The organism is Streptomyces pallidus (ex Mingjun et al. 2026), assembly GCF_051550185.1.
In the GTDB taxonomy this organism is placed as follows: Bacteria; Actinomycetota; Actinomycetes; order Streptomycetales; family Streptomycetaceae; genus Streptomyces.
In genome coordinates this window covers 2,520,385-2,541,821 of record NZ_CP196181.1, presented here as the reverse complement: position 1 = coordinate 2,541,821, position 21,437 = coordinate 2,520,385, and the positions used below count along the sequence as shown (strand labels likewise).

Here is a 21,437-nt window from a genome sequence, read left to right as displayed (position 1 = left end):
CCGCCCGGGGAACCGGGAAAGGTGGACGGATGCGTGGCGTGCGGCCTTACGAGCGGGCGCACGCCCGGCGCGACAGACGGTGGTAAACGGCCGGTACAGGGCTGTTCCCGGGGCAGTTGGCTGTCAGATCATCGGATGGGTGACCCGGGGGTCCTGGTCCAAACTCACCTGTTCGGCGGATACCGTACTGATGAGGATGGCTGGGTCGCATTCGGGCAACCGCCGCCGACCGGTGCCCCTGGGAGCCTCTCGCGTCCTACTGTTGAGGGGTGCGCCTGTCGTGCACGGCTGCGTGATGCGATTCCAGCCGTGATGGCATGACATCGGGGCCATCGCGTGGCATCGGCAGTGCCGGCTGTGAGAGGGACGGGCATGAAACCCACCGAAAGCGCCGACCCGTCACCTGATTTCGGCGGGGAGATCCCGCCCATGCGGACGGGCCGGCCCGGGGTCCTGCGTGCCAGGACACGGGACGGGCACCCGCTCGACACCGGAGCGGGAGCGGCCGGGGCGAAGCAGCGCACCGTGCTGCCCTTCACCGTCGTGGGCCTGGCCGCCGTGGTCCTCGTGGCGGGCATCGCCGCTGCGCTGACCCACCGTCACGCCCTGTTCCCCGGCGGCACGGTCGGCTGGGCGCTCGCCCTGCTGACCGGCATCATCGTGGGCCACCTCGTCGCCCTCGGCCGGGACCGCTGGTGGGGCGGCACCGGATCCGGCGCGGCCCTCACCCTCGGCGTGCTCCTCCTCTACGGCTGGGTGCCCGCCGGGCTGGTCTCCCTCGCCGTGGTCACCCTGGTCGGGGCCGCGCGCCGGCACCGCTGGCGACAGGGGCTGCTGCACGGCGCCGCCGACATCCTCGGCATCGGCGCGGGGGCCCTCGTCCTCGCCTCCTTCGGACAGGCGCCGACCGTGGAATCGCCCTGGCGGCCCACCGAATGGGGGCTGGCGGCCGCCCCCGAGGTCGTCCTGGTCGCCGTGGCCTACCTGCTGGCCAGCCGGCTGCTGCTGTGGCTCGCGCTGACGCCGCGCGGCGGGGGCCTGCGCACCGCCGCCCGCACGGCCCTGCTCCGGCAGGCCTTAGTGGCCGTCGCGCTGCTCGGTATCGCCCCGCTGATCTGCGTGGTGGCCGTCGCGCAGCCGGTGCTGCTGCCGCTGTTCGCCGTACCGCTGATCGCCCTGGACTCCACCCTGTGGATCGCCCGGGCGCGGGCCGAGGAACAGCTGCGGGACCCGCTGACCGGGCTGCCGAACCGGCAGTGGCTGCTGGAGCGGGCCTGGTCCGCACTGGACGAGGCCGAACGCCTGGGTACGCGCTCGGCCCTGGTGCTGATCGACCTGGACCGGTTCCGGGCGGTCAACGACACCCTCGGTCACCTCGCCGGCGACCGGCTGCTGCTCCAGATCGCCGACCGGCTGCGGCAGGCCCTGCCCGAGGAGGCCGAGGCCGCTCGCCTCGGCGGCGACGAGTTCGCCGTCCTCCTGCCCGTCGCCGACTCCACCACCAGCGCCCAGCGGGTCGCCCGCCACCTGGTCGCGGAGCTCAGCTCGCCGCTCGACCTGGACGGCCTCACCCTCGTCCTGGAGGCCAGCGCCGGCCTCGCCGTCTTCCCCGACCACGCGCTGGACGCGGAGGGGCTGCTGCGGCGTGCCGACGTCGCCATGTACCAGGCCAAGCGCGACCGCACGGGCGTGGAGGTGTACGAGTCCAAGCGCGACAGCAACACCCCCGACCGGCTCGGCCTCCTCGGCGACCTGCGCCGGGCCCTGGACGCCGGCGAGGTGGAGCTCCACTACCAGCCCAAGGTCCGCTTCGACGGGCAGGTGGCCGGGCTGGAGGCGCTGGTGCGCTGGGTGCACCCCGAGCGCGGAAGGGTCTCCCCGGACGAGTTCATCGCGATCGCCGAGACCTCGGGGCTGATGCCCCACCTCACCGAGTACGTGCTGGAGACCGCCCTCGCCCAGGTCGCCCGGTGGCGCAAGCAAGGCCTGAAGGTCCCGGTGGCGGTCAACGTCTCGCCGCGCGACGTCCACACCCCCGGCTTCGCCGGCGCCGTCGCCGCCCGCCTCGCCCGGCACGGCGTCCCGGCGAGCGGCCTCCAGCTGGAGATAACGGAACACGTGCTGCTGGAGGACCCCCAGCGGGCCGCGGACACCATGGCGGGCCTGACCGGCCACGGCGTGAAGATGTCCCTGGACGACTTCGGCACCGGCTACTCCTCCCTGGTCCACCTGCGCCGGCTCCCGGTGAGTGAGCTGAAGATCGACCGTTCCTTCGTGGCGCGGCTCGCGGTCGACGCCCAGGACGCGGAGATCGTCCGCTGCACCGTGGACCTCGCGCACTCCCTGGGGCTGCTCGTGGTGGCCGAGGGCGTGGAGGACGACGAGACCTGGGAGCGGCTGCGGGACCTGGGCTGCGACGCCGTCCAGGGCTGGCTGGTCGCGGCCGCCATGCCCCCGCAGGAGGCCACGGCCTGGCTGCTGGCCCGCGGCGAGCGGGGCTGGCGCCGGCCCGCGGACATCACGCGGGAGCTGTCGTCGGCTCCGGCCACGGCGGAGTCCCCGGCCCCGTAGTTCCGGCGGGGCGGCCGCCCCGCCGGGGCCCGCGGCCCTCCCGGGTGGAAACGGTTTCGTGGCTCAGGGGCCCGGCCCCATAGGATTGGGCAGGAAACCACTCACTCACCACCCCCAGAGGATCGCTGCATGCCTGGCATTTCGCGCGAGGAGGTCGCCCACCTCGCTCGGCTGGCACGTATGGAACTGTCCGACGAAGAGCTCGATCACTTCGCCGGACAGCTCGACGACATCATCGGCGCGGTCGCCCGCGTGTCCGAGGTCGCCGACCAAGACGTGCCGCCGACCTCCCACCCGCTGCCGCTGACGAACGTCATGCGCGCGGACGAGGTCCGACCGTCGCTCACCCCCGCGCAGGCGCTCTCCGGCGCCCCCGCCCAGGAGCAGCAGCGTTTCAAGGTGCCGCAGATCCTGGGGGAGGACTAATCACCATGGCTGACACCCACATCATCAAGCTCACGGCCGCCCAGACCGCCGAGAAGATCGCCTCGGGCGAGCTCACGGCCGTCGAGGTCACCGAGGCCCACCTGGCCCGCATCGACGCGACCGACGAGAAGGTCCACGCCTTCCTCCACGTCGACCGCGAGGGCGCGCTGGCCCAGGCCCGCGCCGTCGACGCCAAGCGCGAGCGCGGCGAGGAGCTCGGCCCGCTGGCCGGCGTCCCGCTCGCCCTCAAGGACATCTTCACCACCGTCGGGGTCCCGACCACCGTCGGTTCGAAGATCCTCGAAGGATGGATCCCGCCGTACGACGCCACCCTGACGCGCAAGCTGAAGGAAGCCGACGTCGTCATCCTCGGCAAGACCAACATGGACGAGTTCGCCATGGGCTCCTCCACCGAGAACAGCGCCTACGGCCCCACCGGCAACCCGTGGGACCTCACCCGCATCCCCGGCGGCTCCGGCGGCGGCTCCGCGGCCGCGCTGGCCGCCTTCCAGGCGCCCCTGGCCATCGGCACGGACACGGGCGGCTCCATCCGCCAGCCCGCCGCCGTCACCGGCACCGTCGGCGTGAAGCCCACGTACGGCGGCGTCTCCCGCTACGGCATGGTCGCCTTCTCCTCCTCCCTCGACCAGGGCGGCCCGTGCGCCCGTACGGTCCTGGACGCGGCGCTGCTGCACGAGGTCATCGCCGGCCACGACCCGCTGGACTCCACCTCCGTCGACGCGCCGGTCCCGCCGGTCGTCGAGGCGGCCCGCAACGGCTCCGTCGCGGGCATGCGCGTCGGCGTCGTCAAGCAGTTCCGCGGCGAGGGCTACCAGGCGGGCGTCGTGCAGCGCTTCGACGAGTCCGTCGAGCTGCTCAAGGAGCTCGGCGCCGAGATCGTCGAGCTGGACTGCCCGTCCTTCGACCTCGCGATGGCCGCGTACTACCTGATCGCGCCGTCCGAGTGCTCCTCGAACCTGGCCCGCTTCGACGCCATGCGCTACGGCCTGCGCGTCGGCGACGACGGCACCAGGTCCGCCGAGGAGGTCACCGCGCTCACCCGCGACGCCGGCTTCGGCGACGAGGTCAAGCGCCGCATCATCCTCGGCACGTACGCCCTCAGCTCCGGCTACTACGACGCCTACTACGGCTCGGCCCAGAAGGTCCGCACCCTCATCAGCCGGGACTTCGACAAGGCCTTCGAGCAGGTCGACGTGATCGTCTCCCCGACGACCCCGACCACCGCCTTCGCGATCGGCGAGCGCACCGACGACCCGCTCGCCATGTACCTCGCGGACCTGTGCACCATCCCGACCAACCTGGCCGGCAACGCCGCCATGTCGCTCCCCTGCGGCCTGGCGCCGGAGGACGGACTCCCGGTCGGACTGCAGATCATCGCCCCGGCGATGAAGGACGACCGGCTGTACAAGGTCGGTGCCGCCGTCGAGGCCGCCTTCGTCGAGCGCTGGGGCCACCCCCTGCTTGAGGAGGCTCCGTCCCTGTGAGCGCACTGTCCAAGGCCAAGGGCTTCAAGAAGTCGAAGTCCGGCACCTACCTGTCGATCGCGACCACCGCTTTCGGCGCCATCAGCGTGATCAAGCAGGCCAAGAGGGCCCGCACCGAGCACGACACGCTCCAGCTGGTCGACGCCGTCGTGTCCGCCGCCGCCATCGTCACCGGGCTCGCCATCCTGTACCGCGAGCTGAAGCGCCTCGGCGACGACGACGTCCTGCTGGGCTGAGAGGGAAGTTTCACTGTGACCGTCACCGAACTGCTGTCGTACGAGGACGCCCTCGCGTCGTACGACCCCGTCATGGGCCTGGAGGTCCATGTCGAGCTCGGCACCAGGACCAAGATGTTCTGCGGCTGCTCCACCGAGCTGGGCGCCGAGCCCAACTCGCAGACCTGCCCCACCTGTCTCGGCCTGCCCGGCTCGCTCCCGGTCGTCAACGCGACCGGCGTCGAGTCCGCGATCAAGATCGGTCTCGCCCTGAACTGCGAGATCGCCGAGTGGTGCCGCTTCGCCCGGAAGAACTACTTCTATCCGGACATGCCGAAGAACTTCCAGACCTCCCAGTACGACGAGCCCATCGCCTTCAACGGCTACCTGGACGTCCAGCTGGAGGACGGCGAGGTCTTCCGCGTGGAGATCGAGCGCGCCCACATGGAGGAGGACACCGGCAAGTCGCTGCACGTCGGCGGTGCCACCGGCCGTATCCACGGCGCCTCCCACTCCCTGCTGGACTACAACCGCGCCGGCATCCCGCTCATCGAGATCGTCACCAAGCCCATCGAGGGCGCGGGCGAGCGGGCCCCCGAGGTCGCCAAGGCGTACGTGGCCGAGCTCCGCGAGCTCATCAAGGCCCTCGGCGTCTCCGAGGCCCGGATGGACAAGGGCCAGATGCGCTGCGACGTGAACCTGTCGCTGCGCCCGAACGGCACGAAGGAGTTCGGCACCCGCTCGGAGACGAAGAACGTCAACTCGCTGCGCTCCGTCGAGCGCGCGGCGCGCTTCGAGATCCAGCGCCACGCGGCCGTGCTGTCCTCCGGCGGCACGATCGTGCAGGAGACCCGTCACTTCCACGAGGAGGACGGCTCCACCACCTCCGGCCGCATCAAGGACAACGCCGAGGACTACCGGTACTTCCCGGAGCCCGACCTCGTCCCCGTGGCCCCGGCCCGCGCGTGGGTCGAGGAGCTGCGCGCGGCCCTGCCCGAGATGCCGCGCGTGCGCCGCAACCGCCTCCGCGAGGAGTGGGGCGTCAGCGAGCACGACATGCAGTCGATCCTCAACGCGGGCGCGGTGGACTCCATCGTCGCCACCATCGAGGAGGGTGCCGACTCGGCCGCGGCCCGCAAGTGGTGGATGGGCGAGCTGGCCCGCAACGCCAACGAGCAGGGCGTCGTCGTCGACGAGCTGCCGATCACCCCGGCCCAGGTGGCCCGGGTGGCGGCCCTGGTCGCGGACGGCTCGCTCAACGACAAGCTGGCCCGCCAGGTCATCGAGGGCGTCCTCGCCGGCGAGGGCACCCCGGACGAGGTCGTCGAGAAGCGCGGCCTGAAGGTCGTCTCCGACGAGGGCGCGCTCGGCACGGCCGTGGACGAGGCCATCGCCGGCAACGCGGCCATCGCCGACAAGATCCGCGGCGGCAAGGTCGCCGCCGTGGGCGCCCTGGTCGGCGCGGTCATGAAGGCCACGCGCGGCCAGGCCGACGCGGCCCGCGTCAAGGAGCTCATCCTGGAGAAGCTGGGCGTCTCCGAGTAGGACCCGCCCGGCTCCCGCAGCGCACGAACGCCGAACGGCCCGCACCCCGCCAGGGGGCGGGCCGTTCGGCGTTCCGTCGCGACGGCGGTCACCGGCCGGGCCGGATCGGCGTACCGGCCCCGGTCACCGGCTTTCCGGCAGGGGCCCGCCGAGGAAGGCCAGTCGGGCCCGCTTCGCCGGGAGGTGTACCTCGGGCAGGTCGATCTCCGGCAGCTCGACCTCCGGGCCGAGGATGAAGCCGCTGCGCTCCAGTCGGGCGATCGCCTTGGTGTTGCGGGCGTCCGGCTCCGCGACGATCCGGCGCGTGGTGCCGTCCGAGCGCACGAACGCCAGGAAGAGGCCGATCAGCATCGCGCTGAAGCCGTGCTCCGCCCCGGCCCCGGGCCCGGCCGGGGCGAGCAGCACGTGCACACCGGTGTCGCCGGGCTGCGCCTCGTAGCACTCGGAGACCCGGTCCTCGGCGCACTCGTACGTCTGGAAGAGCCCGACGGGCACCCCGTCGCGGCGGGCGATGAACGCGTGGTGCGTGGTGCGCCGGTCGACGTCCTCGTAGATCTCCCGGACCAGGTCCGGGCCCGCCCCGGTCATGCCCCAGAAGCGGGCCCGCTCCTGGCTCACCCAGCCGTGGATCAGCGCGGCGTCGGCGGCCGGGTCGACCGGGGACAGGGTCACTGTGCCGAAGCCCTCGACGGCACGGGTGAACACGGGCTGCCGCGTCCCGGCGGCGGGCCCGGTCACACGGACTCCCGGGTCAGGCGGGCCCAGTCGGTGACGACGGGGACGAGCTCGCACCGCGCCCACAGCGGGAGCTGGTCGCGGTGGTGGGGGGCGCCGGCGACGCCGTCCGCGCCGAGCGGGACCGCCCACAGGCTGTCCTCGCGGCGGCCGAGGTCCCAGACGTAGCGGGCCGCGGACGCCCGGGCGGTCAGATCGGTGAAGCCGGGGACGGAGGAGGTGGCGTTCACGCAGTCGTGGTCGCCGCCGAGGCCCGGCCACTCGGCGTCCGGGTCCGGGAGCGCCGACCAGGGGACGAGGCGGTGCACCTGCGACCACGGGACGTCGGGGTCGCCGGCCGCGGCCGTCTCCTCCAGGGCGGCGCGTACGTGGCCCACCCGGTCCAGGTCCGGCAACAGGTCCGTGGCCAGCAGCCCTTCGAGGGCGTAGCCGATCCGCGGCACCAGGTACAGCCAGGGGTGGAACACCTCGGGGCCGGTCGGTGCGCCCGCCAGGGCGGCGAGGGCGGGGTCGGCGGCGAAACGGCGCACGGTGGCCGTCCGCAGCGCGGAGAAGACCGTCGCGTCCGTGCTCTGCGCCTCCATGTGCCGGTCCCAGGCCAGCAGCCGGGTGCGCAGTGCCTGCGCGGCCGGCGTCAGCCCCTCCAACCCGGGCAGCAGGGCCAGCAGCGGCTCGGCCGAGGCCAGGTGGGTGTCCCGGTGTACGTCCGCCATCGCGCCGGGCGACCAGTCCGCCGAGCCGGACAGCAGCGCGCGGATCCGGTCGGCGCGGTGCGGCGGTGCGAACTCCACGCCCAGCGGCGAGGCGATGCCGCGCGCGTTCGCCATGACGGCGAAGCCCTGCACCGGCTCGGCCGGGGTCTCGGCCCAGCCCCGCCAGGCGTGCCGGGCGTCCCACGCGGGCACGGGGCGCAGCCGGTTGGCCGGGTCGCGCAGCGGGACCGCGCCGGCGACGCGGTGCAGCAGGCCGCCCTCGGTGTCGGCGGCGTGGACGACGTTGACGGGCTCGGCCCAGCCGTCGAGGGCCCGGTCGATGTCGGCGACGGTACGGGCGCGCAGCAGGGCCGGCAGCACCGCGAAGCCCAGGTCGCGGCGGACGCGGGGCGGGTAGCGCAGGGAGAGCGTCTGGTCCGCGGTCTCCTCGCGGGTGACCACCGGGCCGCGCGCGGTCTCCAGGACCTCCACCTCGACGGGCTCGGCCCCGGCGACCGCGATGGTCTCGGTGTGCCGGTGGACCGGCTCCCAGGTGCCGTCGGGGCCCAGGGCCTCCACGGACAGGCCGTCGGCGGAGGAGCGCAGCTGCTCGACGTACAGGTCCTGGTAGTCGGCCATGGCGTTGGTGATCGCCCAGGCGGCGCTGCCGGTGTGGCCGAAGTGGGCCAGGCCGGGGATGCCCGGGACGGCGAGGCCGAGGACGTCGTACTCGGGGCAGGACAGGCGTATCTGCTGGTAGACGCCCGGGTCCTCGATGAAGCGGTGCGGGTCGCCCGCGATGATCGCGGCGCCGGTGGCGGTGCGGTCGCCGGGGACGAGCCAGCCGTTGCTGCCGGCGGTGCCGGGGCCGTCGGTGGCGAACAGGGTGGTGGCCTCCGGCCCGAGGGCGCGGGCCGCTCGCTCGCGCCACAGCTTGGTGGCGAAGCCGGCGAACAGGATGTGCGTGGCGATCCAGATGCCGAGCGGGACCCACGGCTCCCAGGGCGCCGGGGTGTGGCCGGTGCGGGCGAAGCGCTCGTCGCGGGCGGCGCCGGCGGCCAGGCCGTCGTTGACGCCGTCGACGTACGCCCCGACCCAGACCGCGGTCTGCGGGTCCAGTGCCTCGTGGCAGCGGCGGGCCGTGTCGTCGAGGCGGCTCTGCCGGGCGAACCGGTCCCAGGCGACGGACTCCGGGCCGAGGAAGGCGGCGCTGGAGCCCTGGGAGCGGTGCCGTTCGACCTCCAGCTGCCAGGCCCGGTCCAGGGCGGTGGCGCGGCCCTGGGCGTAGGCCAGGCGGAGGGCGTCGGGGGCGCGCAGATGCGGGATGCCCCAGTCGTCCCGGTACAGCTCGAAGTCGTCCGCGTCGGTCACAGGCTCACACTCTTCCCCAATGAATTAGGTTAGGCTGCCCTAACTATAGGGGGTCGGGGTGCGGGGGCCGGCCGACGGGGCGTCAGGCGCCGGTGACCCCGTCGATCGCCTCCCGCAGGAAGTCCGCGTGGCCGTTGTGGCGGGCGTACTCGTGGATCAGGTGCAGCATCACCAGGCGCAGCGAGGCCTCCTCCCGCCAGCTCGCCACGTATGCCGTCACGTCGAGGGACTCCGCGGCGGCCTCGATGCGCCGGGCGTGCCCGATCTCGGCCTCCCAGGCGGCGAAGGCCTCCTCGCGGGTGGCGCCGGCGGCGTCGTACGCGGCCTGGAAGTCGTGCCGGTCGGACCAGAGGTGGGGGAGGTCCTCGCCGGCCAGGGTGCGCCGGAACCAGTGGCGCTCCACCTCGGCCATGTGCCGGACCAGGCCCAGCAGGGACAGCGTGGACGGCGGCATCGAGGGGCGGCGCAGTTCCTCGTCCGTCAGCCCCTCGCACTTCCAGGCGAGGGTGGCGCGGTGGTAGTCGAGGTAGGCGCGCAGGGTCTCCCGCTCGCCGCCGGCCAGGGGAGGGGCGGTGCGTTCCATACCGTGAGCCTTTCGCTTTGCGGGCACGCGCGGAAGGGTGCCCGGGGGAGCCCGGGGGGGGTGTGCCCGGGTCGGGGATCGGGTCGCGGCTACACGGGCCCTGCGTCCCGCCCGGGCTCCCATGCGTACGGGACGGTCCGGCCCAGCGCCTCGAAGCCCAGGCGCTGCAGGATCGGGCGGCTGTCGTCGGACGCGTCCACATGGAGGTAGCGGATCCCCCGCTCGGCGGCGATCCGGGCCCGGTGGGCGACCAGGAGGCGGTACAGGCCCCTGCCCCGCCACTCGGGAAGGGTGCCGCCGCCCCACAGGCCGGCGAACGAGCAGCCCGGGCGCATCTCCATCCGGGCCGCGCTGACCGGGGTGTCCCCGGCCATCGCCACCACCGCCGCCACCGTCTCCGGCTCGTCGCGCAGCAGCGTGAGCAGCAGCTGCCGGATGCGGGGCCGGTGCGTGCCGAAGGCCTTCGCGTGGACGTCCATCATCAGCTCCACCCCGGCCTCGTCCTCCACCGTGCGCAGGGTGATCCCCTCCGGAGGCTCGACCGGCAGCGCGGCCAGCTCCTGCGCCCGACCCACCAGCACGGTCTCGGCCGGTTCCGGCACGAAGCCCGCCGCCCGCAGCCGCTCGGCGAGGTCCGCCGGCCGGTCGTGGTCGTACAGCTTCCACTCGAACCCGGAGCCGAGGCCTTCGAAGTACGCCACCTGCGCCGCGATCTCCGCATCCGCGGTGTCCTCGGCGAGGTCCGTCCAGAGCACCCCGTTCCAGCCCTCCCCGGGTGTGGTCTGGCGCACCACGGCACCCGCCCGCTCCACCCGGGCCGCCGCCGTGTCCGGCACGGCGTCACGCCGTAGCTCCCGGTCGTAATCCGACCGCACCCTTACCAGTTCGTCATGATCCATCGTCATGGCTGCAGCCGACCACCGGCCTGGCGGCCCGCGCAACTGCATTAGCCTCGCCCCGTGACCGACGTTTACATCCACACGGGCAAGGCCACCCCCGACGCCGCCGCCGACCGCGGCTGGCTCCTCGGCCACTTCAAGGACCCCGACGACCCGCGCCACAGCAAGGAGGTGGAGATCAAGTGGGGCGTCCACCCCAAGGGCGACGAGCGGGCCAGGTGGACGGTCGGGGAGGAGCGCACCGCCCTCCTGGTCCTCATCAGCGGCCGCTTCCGGATGGACTTCCCGGGCCGCAGCGTCGTCCTCGACGAGCAGGGGGACTACGTGGTCTGGGGCCGGGGCGTCGACCACTCCTGGTACGCGGAGGAGGAGTCGGTGGTCCTCACGGTCCGCTGGCCCTCCGTCCCCGGCTACCGCGTCGACGAACCGGCCGGCCCGGCCGCCGTCTGACGGGGCCTCCACCCGCCGGCGCGCTGCCGTCCGCCGTTGTGACGATGCACACGAAACGGGCCAACGATCACGAAACGCTGCGATCGTGGCGTGGTAGACCATCTCGGCCCCAGCCCGGAGCGATCCTCCCGGGCCCTCGGCCGTGCCTTCACGGGTTCCGGCGTTCCTTGCGTCGGGCGGCCTCCCGGTAAAGAACCGAACCCTCAGGGAGCACGTCCCTTGGCAGCAATCGCACGGTGGTGCATGCGGCACCGACTGGCGGCCGTCCTGATCTGGCTGCTCGCCCTCGGCGGGACCGCCACCGCAGCCGTCACCGCCGGAACGGCGTTCTCCAACGACTACGAGGTCCCCGGCACCGAGTCCAGCCGCGCCCACGCCCTGCTGCGCCAGGGCTTCCCCGGCCAGGGCGGTGACACCGACACCGTGGTCTGGCGGACGCCGGAACACCAGACGGCCCGCACCCCCGGCGTCGAGCAACGCATGACCCGGGCCCTCGCCGCCATCGCCGAACTGCCCGGCGTCGGAGCGGTCGCCGGCCCGTACGGCCCCGGCCCCGAGAGCGCGGCCCGGATCAGCGCCGACGGGCGCACCGCGTACGCCGTGGTGACCTTCGACCTGCCCGCCGACTCCGTACCCAAGGCGCAGGCCAAGGCCGTGGTCGACGCCGCCAAGAACCCGTCCACCGAGGCGGACGGCCTCCGCGTCGAACTCGGCGGCCGGGCGGTCGGCCTGACCGAGGCGCCCACCGCCCACCTCGCCGAGGTCATCGGCGTGGCCGTCGCCGCCCTCGTCCTCTTCCTCGCCTTCGGCTCCCTCGCAGCGAGCACCCTGCCCATCGCGACCGCACTGGTCAGCGTCGGCACCGCCTATTTCGGCATCACCCTGCTCGGGCACGCCATGGCGGTCGCCGACTTCGCCCCGATGCTCGGCACCCTCGTCGGACTCGGCGTCGGCATCGACTACGCGCTGTTCATCGTCACCCGGCACCGCAAGGCCCTCAAACGGGGCCTCGCCGTCCACGAGGCGGCCGAGCAGGCGGTGGCCACCACCGGCCGGGCCGTCGTCTTCGCCGGCGCGACCGTCTGCATCGCCCTGCTCGGCATGCTGGTCCTGCGGCTGAACTTCCTGAACGGCGTCGCGATAGCCGCCTCCCTCACCGTGGTCCTCACGGTCGCCGCCTCGGTGACGCTGCTGCCCGCCCTGCTGTCGTACATCGGCATGCGCGCCCTCTCGCGCCGCGAGCGCCGCAAGCTCGCCGAGCACGGCCCGCAGCCCGAGCTGCCCACCGGCTTCGCCGCCCGCTGGTCGGCCTTCGTCGAACGGCACCCCAAGCTCCTCGGCCTGGTGGCCGCCCTGGTCATGGCCGGGCTGGCGCTGCCCACCCTCTCGCTCCACCTGGGCACCTCCGACCAGGGCAACAACCCGCGGACCTCCACCACCCGGCAGGCCTACGACCTCCTCGCCGACGGCTTCGGCCCCGGTGTGAACGGCCCGCTCACGGTCGTCGCCCGGCTCGACGGGGCCGGCGACCGGCTCGCCGTGGAGAACCTGGCCGCATCGCTCCGCTCGGCCGAAGGCGTCGCCTCCGCCGGGCCCGCGGTCTTCAACCGCAGCGGCGACACCGCCTTCGTGACGGTCGTACCCGACTCGGCCCCGCAGTCCCGGGCCACCAGCGACCTCGTCGCCGACCTGCGCGAGGAGGTCATCCCGCGGGCCGCGCACGGCAGCACCATGCAGGTCCACGTCGGCGGTGTGACCGCCGGCTACGACGACTTCGCCGACGTCATCGTGGGCAAGCTGCCGCTCTTCGTCGGGGTGGTCATCGCCCTCGGCTGCGTCCTGCTCCTGCTGGCCTTCCGGTCCATCGGCATACCCCTCAAGGCCGCGGCCATGAACGTCGCCGCGGTCGCCTCCTCCTTCGGCGTCGTCGTCGCGATCTTCCAGTGGGGCTGGGGGAGCGAGCCCATGGGCCTGGGCAGCGCCGGCCCCATCGAGCCCTTCCTGCCGGTGATCATGGTGTCGGTCCTCTTCGGACTCTCCATGGACTACCAGGTCTTCCTGGTCAGCCGGATGTACGAGGAGTGGCTGGAGACCGGCGACAACCGGCGGGCCGTCCGCGTCGGCCTCGCCGAGACCAGCCGGGTCATCAACTCGGCCGCCGTCATCATGATCTCCGTGTTCCTGGCCTTCGTGCTCAGCGGGGACCGGATCATCGCCATGTTCGGCATCGCGCTCGCCGCGGCCGTGGCACTCGACGCGTTCGTCCTGCGCACCCTCCTCGTGCCCGCGCTGATGCACCTGCTCGGCGGCGCCAACTGGTGGCTGCCCGCCTGGCTGGACCGCCGGCTGCCCAAGATCAGCATCGAGCCGCCGGACTCCCTCCCGCATGCGACACTTCCGGTGCAGCGCACCGGCACGGAAGCCGCCACGAGCGAGGACGGCGCCGAGCCCGCCGCACCCTCCCGGTGATCCGGCCACCCGCCGCACGAGACCCAAGGACGTAGCCGCATGTTCTCGACAGCCCTCGCCGACGACGCCCACCTGTTCCCCCTGGAGCCGTGGCACGCCGAGGAGTTCCTGGCCCACATGGACCGCGGCCGGGAGTACATCGGGGAGCACATCGTCCTGGCCGACGTCGTCACCGACCCCGAATCGGCGCGCGGGTTCCTGGCCACCTACGCGCAGAAGGCGGCCGCCGACAGCGGACGCATCTACGGCATCCGGGTCGGCGGCACCCTCGTCGGAGGCGTGCTGTTCCGCACCTTCGACGCCCGGTCCGGCACCTGCGAGGTCGGCTGCTGGCTGGAGCCGGCCGCCGCCGGTCGGGGCCTGGTGACCAAGGCCTGCCGCATCCTGCTCGACTGGGCCTTCCACGAGCGCGGCATGCACCGCGCCGAGTGGTACGCCTCCGCCGCCAACAAGAAGAGCCTCGCCGTCGCCGAACGGCTCGGGATGACCCGCGAGGGCGTCCTGCGGCAGAACCACCCCCACCGCGGGATCCGCCAGGACACCGAGGTCTGGGCGGTCCTCGCCCACGAGTGGCCCCCGGCCCCCGCCGCCTGACCCGGGTCCTCCCCGCCCGGGCACACCCCGCCCGGCCCCCGGCCCGCGCGGGCCCCGGCGCTGCATGAGGCCCCCCGTCCCCGCTCTAAGGACCCCCCGCCCCCGCAGATGCGGCATGCGCCCGATGCGGCGGCACCTCCTGGGACGCGAAGCTCGGATCACACCGGACGACGTGTCCGCAGACGCCACCAGGGGGAACGAGATGCTCGAGTACGAGATGGCCGCCGCCCGCAGCGCCGACCTGATCCGCGAGGCCGACCGGTACCGGCGGATCCGCGAGGCCAGGGAGGCGAACCGCGCCTCCTCGCGCAGCCAGGACCGCGAAGGGCCGGTGAGGGGGAACCGGAACCGCTTCACCCGCGCCGCATGACCGTCGCGGAGCTCCGCTACGGCCGGCACACCGCGGGCGGCGCGGCGATATCGGGTGCCGCCGGCCGGGAGTCCTGTGCGATGCTCGGCGGCGTGGAGAGCAGAACCGTCAGCCCGGTGTTCGTCGGCCGCGCCGACGAACTGGCCGTCCTCACCGACGCATTGGGGCGCGCCGCCGGCCGGGAGCCCCAGGCGCTGCTCATCGGGGGAGAGGCCGGAGTCGGCAAGACCCGCCTCACCGAGGAGTTCCTCGGCGAGGCGGCCCGCAGCGGCGCCGTGGTCGCCGTCGGAGGATGTGTCGAGATCGGGGCGGAGGGACTTCCCTTCGCCCCGTTCTCCACGGCCCTGCGGACCCTGCACCGGCTGCTCCCCGGGGAGTTGGCCGCAGCGGCCGCCGGCCAGGAGGACGAACTCGCCCGGATCCTGCCGGAACTCGGCGACACCCCCCGCGGCCCCCACGACGAGGAAAGCACCGCGCGGCTCTTCGAGTTGACGTCCCGCATGCTGGAGCTGCTCGCCTCCGACCGCACCCTCGTCCTCGTCCTGGAGGACCTGCACTGGGCCGACACCTCCACCCGGCACCTGCTCTCCTACCTCTTCCGCACGCTCACCAGCGGCCGCCTGGTCCTCGTCGCCACCTACCGGGCTGACGACGTCCACCGCCGCCACCCGCTGCGCCCCCTGCTCGCCGAACTGGACCGGCTGCGCACCGTCCAGCGCATCGAACTGGCCCGCTTCAACCGGGCCGAGGTGCGCCGCCAACTCGCCGGCATCCTCGCCCAGGAACCAGACGAGGCCTTCGTGGACTCGGTGTTCGACCGCTCCGACGGCAACGCCTTCTTCGTCGAGGAACTCGTCGCCTGCCGGGAGAGCGCCTGCCCGGCCGGCCTGACCGAGTCCCTGCGCGACCTGCTGCTCGTCCGCGTCGAGGTGCTGCCCGACGACGCCCAGCGCGTGGTCCGCACCGTCGCCGAGGGCGGCTCCACCGTGGAATACGCCCTGCTGCTCGCCGTTGCCGGGCTCATCGAGGACGAGCTCATCGAGGCCCTGCGGGCCGCCGTCGGCGCCAACATCCTCCTCGCCAGCACCGACGGGGACGGCTACCGCTTCCGGCACTCGCTGGTCCGCGAGGCCGTCAGCGACGACCTGCTTCCCGGCGAACGCGCCCGTGTGAACCGGCGCTACGCCGAGGCCCTGGAAGCCGACGGCACGCTGATCCGCGCCGAGGAGCGGGTCATCCGGCTCGCCAGCTACTGGTACTACGCCAACGACCCCGCCCGGGCCCTGCCCGCCGTGCTCGCCGCCTCGGTCGCCGCCCGCCGCCGGCACGCCTACTCCGAGCAGCTGCGGCTGCTGGAGCGGGCCCTCGACCTGTGGGAGAGCGCCCCGGAGGAGGTCCGCGAGAACCTCCGCCCCGCCGACTACACCGAGGTCTACCCGCCCTGCGGCTGCGACCCGGCGACCACCCCGCTCCGGCGGCTCGACCTGCTCGCCGAGGCCGCCGTCGCCGCCCGCTTCGGCGGCGAACGCGAACGCGCCCTGAAGATCACCAAGACGGCGCTGCGGCTGCTGGAGGAGGACCCGGACCCGCTGCGCGCCGCCTGGTTCTGGACCGAGCGCTCCCGGCTGGTCTCCAGCCTGGCCCGCGGCGACGGCTGGGCGGAACTCGCCAAGGCCCAGGAACTCGTCAAGGGGCTGCCCCCGTCCCAGGTGCACGCCGAAGTCCTGGTCCGGGCCGCGGGCTGGGGCATGCTCCACAGCCCCGGCCCCGACAACCTCGACGCCGCCGAACGCGCCGTCGCCTACGCCCGCATGATCGGGGCCGAGGAGATCGAGCTCAACGCCCGGATCACCGTCGGGGCCCTGCTCACCGACTCCGGCGATCCCGAACGCGGCCTCGCCGAAATGCACGCGGTCAAAGAACGGGCCGCCCGGCTCGGCCTCGGCATGCTGACGGGACGTGCACATATCAACCTCTCCTCTCAGCTGGAAGGGATGGGCCGTTCCCGCGAGGCCGTGGAACTGGCCGCACAGGGTGCCGACCTGGTCAGGAAGCCACGCCTGCTGGACACCGAGGCGTGGCTCTGCGGCAACATGGCGGAGAGCCTCTACAGCCTCGGCCGCTGGGACGAGGCCGCCGAAGCGGCCCGACGCACCCTGCGCGTGGGCCAGAGCGCGGCACCGCGCGGATCCGCCTCCGCCCGGCTGTCCTACCTCGCCCTCGCGCGCGGCGAACTCACCGAGGCGGCCGCCCAACTCGCCGCGGCCCACACCCACTTCGGCACCCACGACATCCAGCCCCAGCACCGCATACCGCTGTTCCGCCTCGCGGTCGGCATCGCCGCGGGGGAGGGCCGCATCGCGGACGTCCGCGCGGAGACCACCGCCGCGATCGACTACGGCTTCCCGCTCGGACACCACCGCTACGCCTGGCCGCTGCTGCTCGCCTCCGCCTCCGCCGAGGCGGACACCCGAGGGCTTCCCGTCGCCGACGCCGGCCGCGGGCCCGCGCTGGCCGCCCTGCGCGCAGCCGCCCGCACCCTGGCCGCGCCCGCGCCCGTGTGGACCGCGCACGCCGATTTCCTCCGCGCCGAACTGCTCCGCGCCGAGTCACGGGACACCGTCGCCGACTGGGCCGGCGTCGAGGAGGCCGTCCGCCCGCTGGAGCGCCCGTACCTGCTGGCCCGCGCCCGCCACCGGCTCGCCGAGGCGGTGCTGTCCACCGGAGGCGACCGGGAGCCCGCGGCCGCCCTGATCCGCGAGGCCTACGCCACCGCCGGACGGCTCGGCGCCCGCCGGCTGCGCGAGGACCTGTCCCTGCTCGCCCGGCGCGCCCGGCTCCCGCTCACCGGGACCGACACCCCGGCGGCCGAGGCCGCCCCGGACACCGACCCGGTCGAGGCACTGGGCCTGACCAGCCGCGAACGCGACGTCCTGCGCCTGGTCGCGGCCGGCCACAGCAATCGCCGCATCGCCGAGGAGCTGTTCATCTCCCCGAAGACGGCCAGCGTGCACGTCTCCAACATCCTGGCCAAACTGGGTGTCGCCGGCCGCGGCGAGGCGGCCGCCCTCGCCCACCGGCTGCGCCTGTTCGGGCCGGTCACGGTCGAGGCGGGGTCTCCTCCTCGACGCGTATGAGCACCTTCCCGGAGTCCAGGTCTATGGGACCGCGCCCCGGATCGCCGTCGTTCACGTCGGTCCGGGACAGCTCCAGCCGCTTGCGCTCCTCGTCCGTGTGCCTGCGCCCCGGGTTGAAGAGCTCCTCGATCATGTTGAACACCGTGCCCACCCCGCCTTCCGCCCCCTCCCCGGAGGCCGTGCGTCACTGCACCGTCAGTGTCAGGATCCTGTCGTCGCCGGGCTGCGGCGATCCGCGTCCGTCCGTCTCGCTCGTGACCAGCAGCAGCCTGTCGCCGCCGAGGGCGATCACCGAGCGCAGCCGGCCGTACTTCCCCTCCAGGAAGGCCTCTGGCGCGGCCACCGGAACCGCCCCCGCCATCGGGATCCGCCACAGCCGCTCGCCCTTCAGCCCGGCCATCCACACCGAGCCCTGCGCCCAGGCGATCCCGCTCGGCGAGGCCTCGTCGGGCCGCCACACCGCCACCGGATCGCGGAAGCCCGGTCTGCCCGCCTTGCCCTCGGCCTCGGGCCAGCCGTAGTTCCCGCCGGGCTCGACCAGGTTCAGCTCGTCCCAGGTGTTCTGGCCGAACTCGGAGGCCCACAACCGCTTGTCCTGGTCCCATGCGAGGCCCTGCACATTGCGGTGGCCGTACGAGTAGACGACCGAGTCGGCCTCGGGATTGCCGTGCACCGGCTGCCCGTCCGGCGTCATCCGCAGGATCTTCCCGCCCAGCGACTTCTTGTCCTGGGCGAGCCCGGGCTCACCCGTCTCGCCCGTCCCCGCGTACAGCATCCGGTCGGGGCCGAACGCGATCCGGCCGCCGTTGTGGAAGACGCCCTTGGGGATGCCGCGCAGCACGGTGTCCGGCGCGCCCAACTGCTGCCCGGGGTCCCGGTGCTCGTCGTACCGCATGCGGGCGATCCGGTTGTCCGACGCCGTGGTGAAGTACGCGTACACCATCCGGTCCGAGGCGTACGACGGGGACACCGCGAGGCCGAGCAGGCCTCCCTCACCGCCGGGGTCCACCCCCGGCACCTCCCCGATCTGCGTCACCTTCCCCGTACCCGGAGCCACCCTGCTGATCGTGCCCTTGTCCCGCGAGGCGACCAGCAGGTCCCCGTCGGGCAGCACGGCCACCCCCCACGGCGAAGCGAGGTCCTTGGCGATCTCGCCCGCCACCGTCACCGATCCCTTCGCCGGCGCCACCGGACGCTGCGCCGCACCGGACGCCCCGCCCGGCGACCCCGACCCGGACGCACTGGGCGCCGCCCGCGGGGGCGAGCTGCCCGGCGCGGCGCCGGGGCCGCCCGCCGGAGCGCACCCCGCCGCCAGCAGGACCGCGCACCCCGCCAGCAGCGCACCCCCCGGCACCCCGCGGCCCCGCCCCGACACCCCGCCACCGGGTCCGCCGCCGCACGACCCGCCGTACACCCGGCCGAGCCCGCGTCCGTCCTTCACACGCTGTCGCATCGCCCTGCTCCCCTCCGGTCCGCGCGACCGCCACACCCGCGATCGTGCCCGTCATCCGTCTCAACAGACGGCACGGCCCCCGAAGTTCCACCACTCGTACACCCGATCGAGTGGTAGTCGGCTCAGTCCCAGGCCCCCACCGCCGCCGGCAGCCCGCCGATCTCCGCCAGGTCCGCCGCCGTCAGCCGCAGCCCGGCCGCGGCCGCGTTCTCCGCCGCCCAGTGCGCCCGGTCCGCCCCCGGCACCGGCACCACCTGCGGTCCCTGCGCCAGCACCCACGCCAGTGCCACCTGCGCCGCCGTCACCGCGGGCCCGTGCCGCCGGGCCACCCGCCGCAACCCCGCGATCAGCACCTGGTTCGTCGCCATCGCCTCTGCCGTGAACCGCGGGTGCCGGGCCCGGACGTCCTCCCACTCGAAGCCCTCCCCGGGAGTCAGGGTCCCGGTCAGGAACCCGCTGCCCAGCGGCATCGCGGCCAGGAATCCCACCCCGCGCGCCGCGCACCACGGCAGCAGCTGCCGCACCGCCTCCGGGGACCACACGGACAGCTCCGCCTGCACGGCGCTGACCGGGAACACCTGCTGCACCCGCTCCAGGTGGCGCAGCGTCGTCCGGTACTCCCGGTCCCCCCGCCGCCCCGCTCCCGGCCCGGCCCCCGCCCCCAGCGCGCAGAACCCCAGCGCCCGCACCTTCCCGGCGGCCACCAGCTCCGCCATGGCCCCCCAGGTCTCCTCCACCGGGACCTCCGGGTCCACCCGGTGCAGCTGGTAGAGGTCGATCACGTCCGTCCGCAGCCGCCGCAACGACGCGTCACAGGCCCGCCGCAGGTACTCCGGCCGCCCGCAGGCCACCACGTGCTGCTCGCCGGCCCGCAGCCCCACCTTGGCCGACACGAACGCCTCGGCCCGGCGCTCGCGCAGCGCGCGCCCCAACAGCAGCTCGTTGGTGAAGGGCCCGTACAGGTCCGCCGTGTCGAGCAGGCTCGCCCCCAGGTCCAGGGCCGTGTGCACCGTGGCCAGCGACTCCTCGCCGCGGCGTCGCGAGGGCGCGTACGCCCAGCTCATCGGCATGCACCCGAGCCCGACGGCGCCCACCGCCAGCGCCCCCGCCCCGATAGACCTGCGCTCCACCCGTGTGTCCCCCTCCACATCCGGCCATCAAAGTAACGGGTTGATCAGGATCCCTTGGCATAGCCTCGTGATCATGACTGCAAAGACCCCGGACGTGTGGCTCCCGTTCCCCGCGGAGCAGGTCGAAGGACTCCCCGACGCCTTCCGCTACCGTCACTGGGACGGCGAGGAGACCTTCCCGGCCGACCCTGCCGCCTGCGCCTTCTACGTCACCCCCTACATGAAGTCCGACGAGGTCACCCTGCGCCCGCTGGCGGCCATGCCCGACGTGGAGGTCGTGCAGACCCTCACCGCCGGCGTCGACCACGTCCTCGGCGGCCTCGACCTGCTGCGCCCGGGCGTCCGGCTGTGCAACGCCCGCGGTGTCCACGAGGCGAGCACCGCCGAGCTGGCGGTCACCCTGACCCTCGCCTCCCTGCGCGGCATCCCCGGCATGGTGCGCGGCCAGGACGCCGAGCAGTGGCTCTCCGGCTTCTACCAGGCCCTCGCCGACAAGTCCGTCCTCATCGTCGGCTACGGGTCCATCGGCGCGGCCGTCGAGGACCGGCTCGCGGCCTTCGAGTGCGCGCGGATCGCACGGGTCGCACGCTCGGCGCGCACCACCGTGCGCGGTCCGGTCGAGGCACTCGGCGAGCTGCCGCGGCTCCTCCCGCATGCCGACGTGGTGATCCTCTCCACCCCGCTGACCGACGAGACCCGCGGCCTGGTCGGCGCCGACTTCCTGCGGCGCATGAAGAACGGCGCCCTGCTGGTGAACGTGGCCCGCGGCCCCGTCGTGGACACCCCCGCCCTGCTGGCCGAGCTCCGGTCGGGCCGGCTGCGCGCCGCCCTCGACGTCACCGACCCGGAACCGCTGCCCGCCGGCCATCCGCTGTGGCATGCTCCGAACGTCCTGATCACGCCCCACGTCGGCGGCAGCAGCTCGGCCTTCGAGCCGCGGGCCAAGCGACTGGTGGCCCGCCAGCTCACCCGGTTCGCCGCGGGGGAACCCCTGGAGAACACGGTCCTGATCACCGACTGACCCACCGCCCGACACGCTCCGCATCCGTCCGGATGCACACAGTGGCATCAACTCCCCATGTTGTCACGGAGAGTAGGGCGTCTATGTCCCTGAGTGACGAAAGTGGTGTATCGTCCGGAACAAGGGGCTGCGCCACGAACGTCTGGCGCTGGGGTGATCGGACACTTTGGGGGGCGACGGGCGATGCACGGCCAATGGACGAAGGATCCGAAGCGGCACAGCCGCCGGGGGCGACGATGGGGTGCGCCGGAACCAGCCGGCGAGGGGGAGC

18 protein-coding genes are annotated in these 21,437 nt (G+C 73.8%); 11 read left to right on the top strand and 7 right to left on the bottom strand.

The window, feature by feature from the left end; translation table 11 throughout:
• The first annotated feature begins 372 nt into the window (after positions 1 to 372).
• From ACSHWO_RS10765 to gatB, 5 genes are all read left to right on the top strand, one after another.
• Positions 373 to 2,571: a putative bifunctional diguanylate cyclase/phosphodiesterase gene (locus ACSHWO_RS10765; protein ID WP_438311436.1), complete on the top strand. Its 2,199-nt coding sequence runs from the start codon at positions 373 to 375 to the stop codon at positions 2,569 to 2,571.
• Positions 2,572 to 2,700: 129 nt separating this feature from the next.
• Positions 2,701 to 2,997: an Asp-tRNA(Asn)/Glu-tRNA(Gln) amidotransferase subunit GatC gene (gene gatC, locus ACSHWO_RS10760; RefSeq protein ID WP_179177790.1), complete on the top strand. Its 297-nt coding sequence runs from the start codon at positions 2,701 to 2,703 to the stop codon at positions 2,995 to 2,997.
• 5 nt (positions 2,998 to 3,002) lie between these two features.
• Positions 3,003 to 4,502 carry an Asp-tRNA(Asn)/Glu-tRNA(Gln) amidotransferase subunit GatA gene (gene gatA, locus ACSHWO_RS10755; protein ID WP_385846422.1) on the top strand — a complete coding sequence of 500 codons (1,500 nt, stop codon included), beginning with the start codon at positions 3,003 to 3,005 and terminating at the stop codon, positions 4,500 to 4,502.
• Positions 4,499 to 4,738: a hypothetical protein gene (locus ACSHWO_RS10750; RefSeq protein ID WP_361088682.1), complete on the top strand. Its 240-nt coding sequence runs from the start codon at positions 4,499 to 4,501 to the stop codon at positions 4,736 to 4,738. Before gatA ends, ACSHWO_RS10750 begins: the two co-directional genes overlap by 4 nt.
• Positions 4,739 to 4,810: 72 nt before the next feature.
• The gene (gatB, locus tag ACSHWO_RS10745; protein ID WP_385846556.1) at positions 4,811 to 6,262 is read left to right on the top strand and encodes an Asp-tRNA(Asn)/Glu-tRNA(Gln) amidotransferase subunit GatB; all 1,452 of its coding nucleotides are present in this window, start codon (positions 4,811 to 4,813) and stop codon (positions 6,260 to 6,262) included.
• A 123-nt stretch (positions 6,263 to 6,385) separates the two neighbouring features.
• Here the strand turns inward: gatB and ACSHWO_RS10740 are convergent, their stop codons facing one another.
• From ACSHWO_RS10740 to ACSHWO_RS10725, 4 genes are all read right to left on the bottom strand, one after another.
• Positions 6,386 to 7,000 carry a GNAT family N-acetyltransferase gene (locus tag ACSHWO_RS10740; RefSeq protein WP_438311432.1) on the bottom strand — a complete coding sequence of 205 codons (615 nt, stop codon included), beginning with the start codon at positions 6,998 to 7,000 and terminating at the stop codon, positions 6,386 to 6,388.
• Entirely contained in the window at positions 6,997 to 9,060 is a 2,064-nt protein-coding gene (locus ACSHWO_RS10735; protein WP_438311429.1) for a penicillin acylase family protein, read from the bottom strand. Before ACSHWO_RS10735 ends, ACSHWO_RS10740 begins: the two co-directional genes overlap by 4 nt.
• Positions 9,061 to 9,142: 82 nt before the next feature.
• The gene (locus ACSHWO_RS10730; protein ID WP_361088674.1) at positions 9,143 to 9,643 is read right to left on the bottom strand and encodes a DinB family protein; all 501 of its coding nucleotides are present in this window, start codon (positions 9,641 to 9,643) and stop codon (positions 9,143 to 9,145) included.
• An 89-nt stretch (positions 9,644 to 9,732) separates the two neighbouring features.
• Positions 9,733 to 10,542: a GNAT family N-acetyltransferase gene (locus ACSHWO_RS10725; RefSeq protein WP_438319040.1), complete on the bottom strand. Its 810-nt coding sequence runs from the start codon at positions 10,540 to 10,542 to the stop codon at positions 9,733 to 9,735.
• 60 nt (positions 10,543 to 10,602) lie between these two features.
• Between ACSHWO_RS10725 and ACSHWO_RS10720 the strand changes: the two genes are divergently transcribed.
• The 5 genes from ACSHWO_RS10720 to ACSHWO_RS10700 all read left to right on the top strand — a co-directional run bounded on the left by ACSHWO_RS10720 (position 10,603) and on the right by ACSHWO_RS10700 (position 17,562).
• Positions 10,603 to 10,992, top strand: a complete 390-nt coding sequence (locus ACSHWO_RS10720; RefSeq protein WP_361088672.1) for a signal peptidase I — start codon at positions 10,603 to 10,605, stop codon at positions 10,990 to 10,992.
• 219 nt (positions 10,993 to 11,211) lie between these two features.
• On the top strand, positions 11,212 to 13,461 hold the full coding sequence (locus ACSHWO_RS10715; protein ID WP_438311427.1) for an MMPL family transporter: 2,250 nt from the start codon (positions 11,212 to 11,214) through the stop codon (positions 13,459 to 13,461).
• A 39-nt stretch (positions 13,462 to 13,500) separates the two neighbouring features.
• Positions 13,501 to 14,055: a GNAT family N-acetyltransferase gene (locus tag ACSHWO_RS10710; protein WP_385846444.1), complete on the top strand. Its 555-nt coding sequence runs from the start codon at positions 13,501 to 13,503 to the stop codon at positions 14,053 to 14,055.
• A gap of 172 nt (positions 14,056 to 14,227) precedes the next feature.
• A complete protein-coding gene (locus ACSHWO_RS10705; protein WP_385846449.1) occupies positions 14,228 to 14,425 on the top strand; it encodes a hypothetical protein in 198 nt (65 codons plus the stop codon).
• An 80-nt stretch (positions 14,426 to 14,505) separates the two neighbouring features.
• Positions 14,506 to 17,562 (top strand): helix-turn-helix transcriptional regulator, encoded by a 3,057-nt coding sequence (locus ACSHWO_RS10700; protein ID WP_438319038.1) that lies wholly within the window; start codon positions 14,506 to 14,508, stop codon positions 17,560 to 17,562.
• Here the strand turns inward: ACSHWO_RS10700 and ACSHWO_RS10695 are convergent.
• The 3 genes from ACSHWO_RS10695 to ACSHWO_RS10685 all read right to left on the bottom strand — a co-directional run bounded on the left by ACSHWO_RS10695 (position 17,525) and on the right by ACSHWO_RS10685 (position 20,145).
• Positions 17,525 to 17,695 carry a DUF6191 domain-containing protein gene (locus ACSHWO_RS10695; protein WP_385846567.1) on the bottom strand — a complete coding sequence of 57 codons (171 nt, stop codon included), beginning with the start codon at positions 17,693 to 17,695 and terminating at the stop codon, positions 17,525 to 17,527. The two genes, ACSHWO_RS10700 and ACSHWO_RS10695, sit on opposite strands and share 38 nt — an antisense overlap.
• A 51-nt stretch (positions 17,696 to 17,746) precedes the next feature.
• On the bottom strand, positions 17,747 to 19,015 hold the full coding sequence (locus ACSHWO_RS10690) for a PQQ-dependent sugar dehydrogenase (RefSeq protein ID WP_438311424.1): 1,269 nt from the start codon (positions 19,013 to 19,015) through the stop codon (positions 17,747 to 17,749).
• Between the two features lie 122 nt (positions 19,016 to 19,137).
• Entirely contained in the window at positions 19,138 to 20,145 is a 1,008-nt protein-coding gene (locus tag ACSHWO_RS10685) for an aldo/keto reductase (protein WP_438311421.1), read from the bottom strand.
• A 73-nt stretch (positions 20,146 to 20,218) separates the two neighbouring features.
• Between ACSHWO_RS10685 and ACSHWO_RS10680 the strand changes: the two genes are divergently transcribed.
• Positions 20,219 to 21,166: a 2-hydroxyacid dehydrogenase gene (locus ACSHWO_RS10680; protein WP_361088658.1), complete on the top strand. Its 948-nt coding sequence runs from the start codon at positions 20,219 to 20,221 to the stop codon at positions 21,164 to 21,166.
• The last annotated feature ends 271 nt before the right edge of the window (positions 21,167 to 21,437 follow it).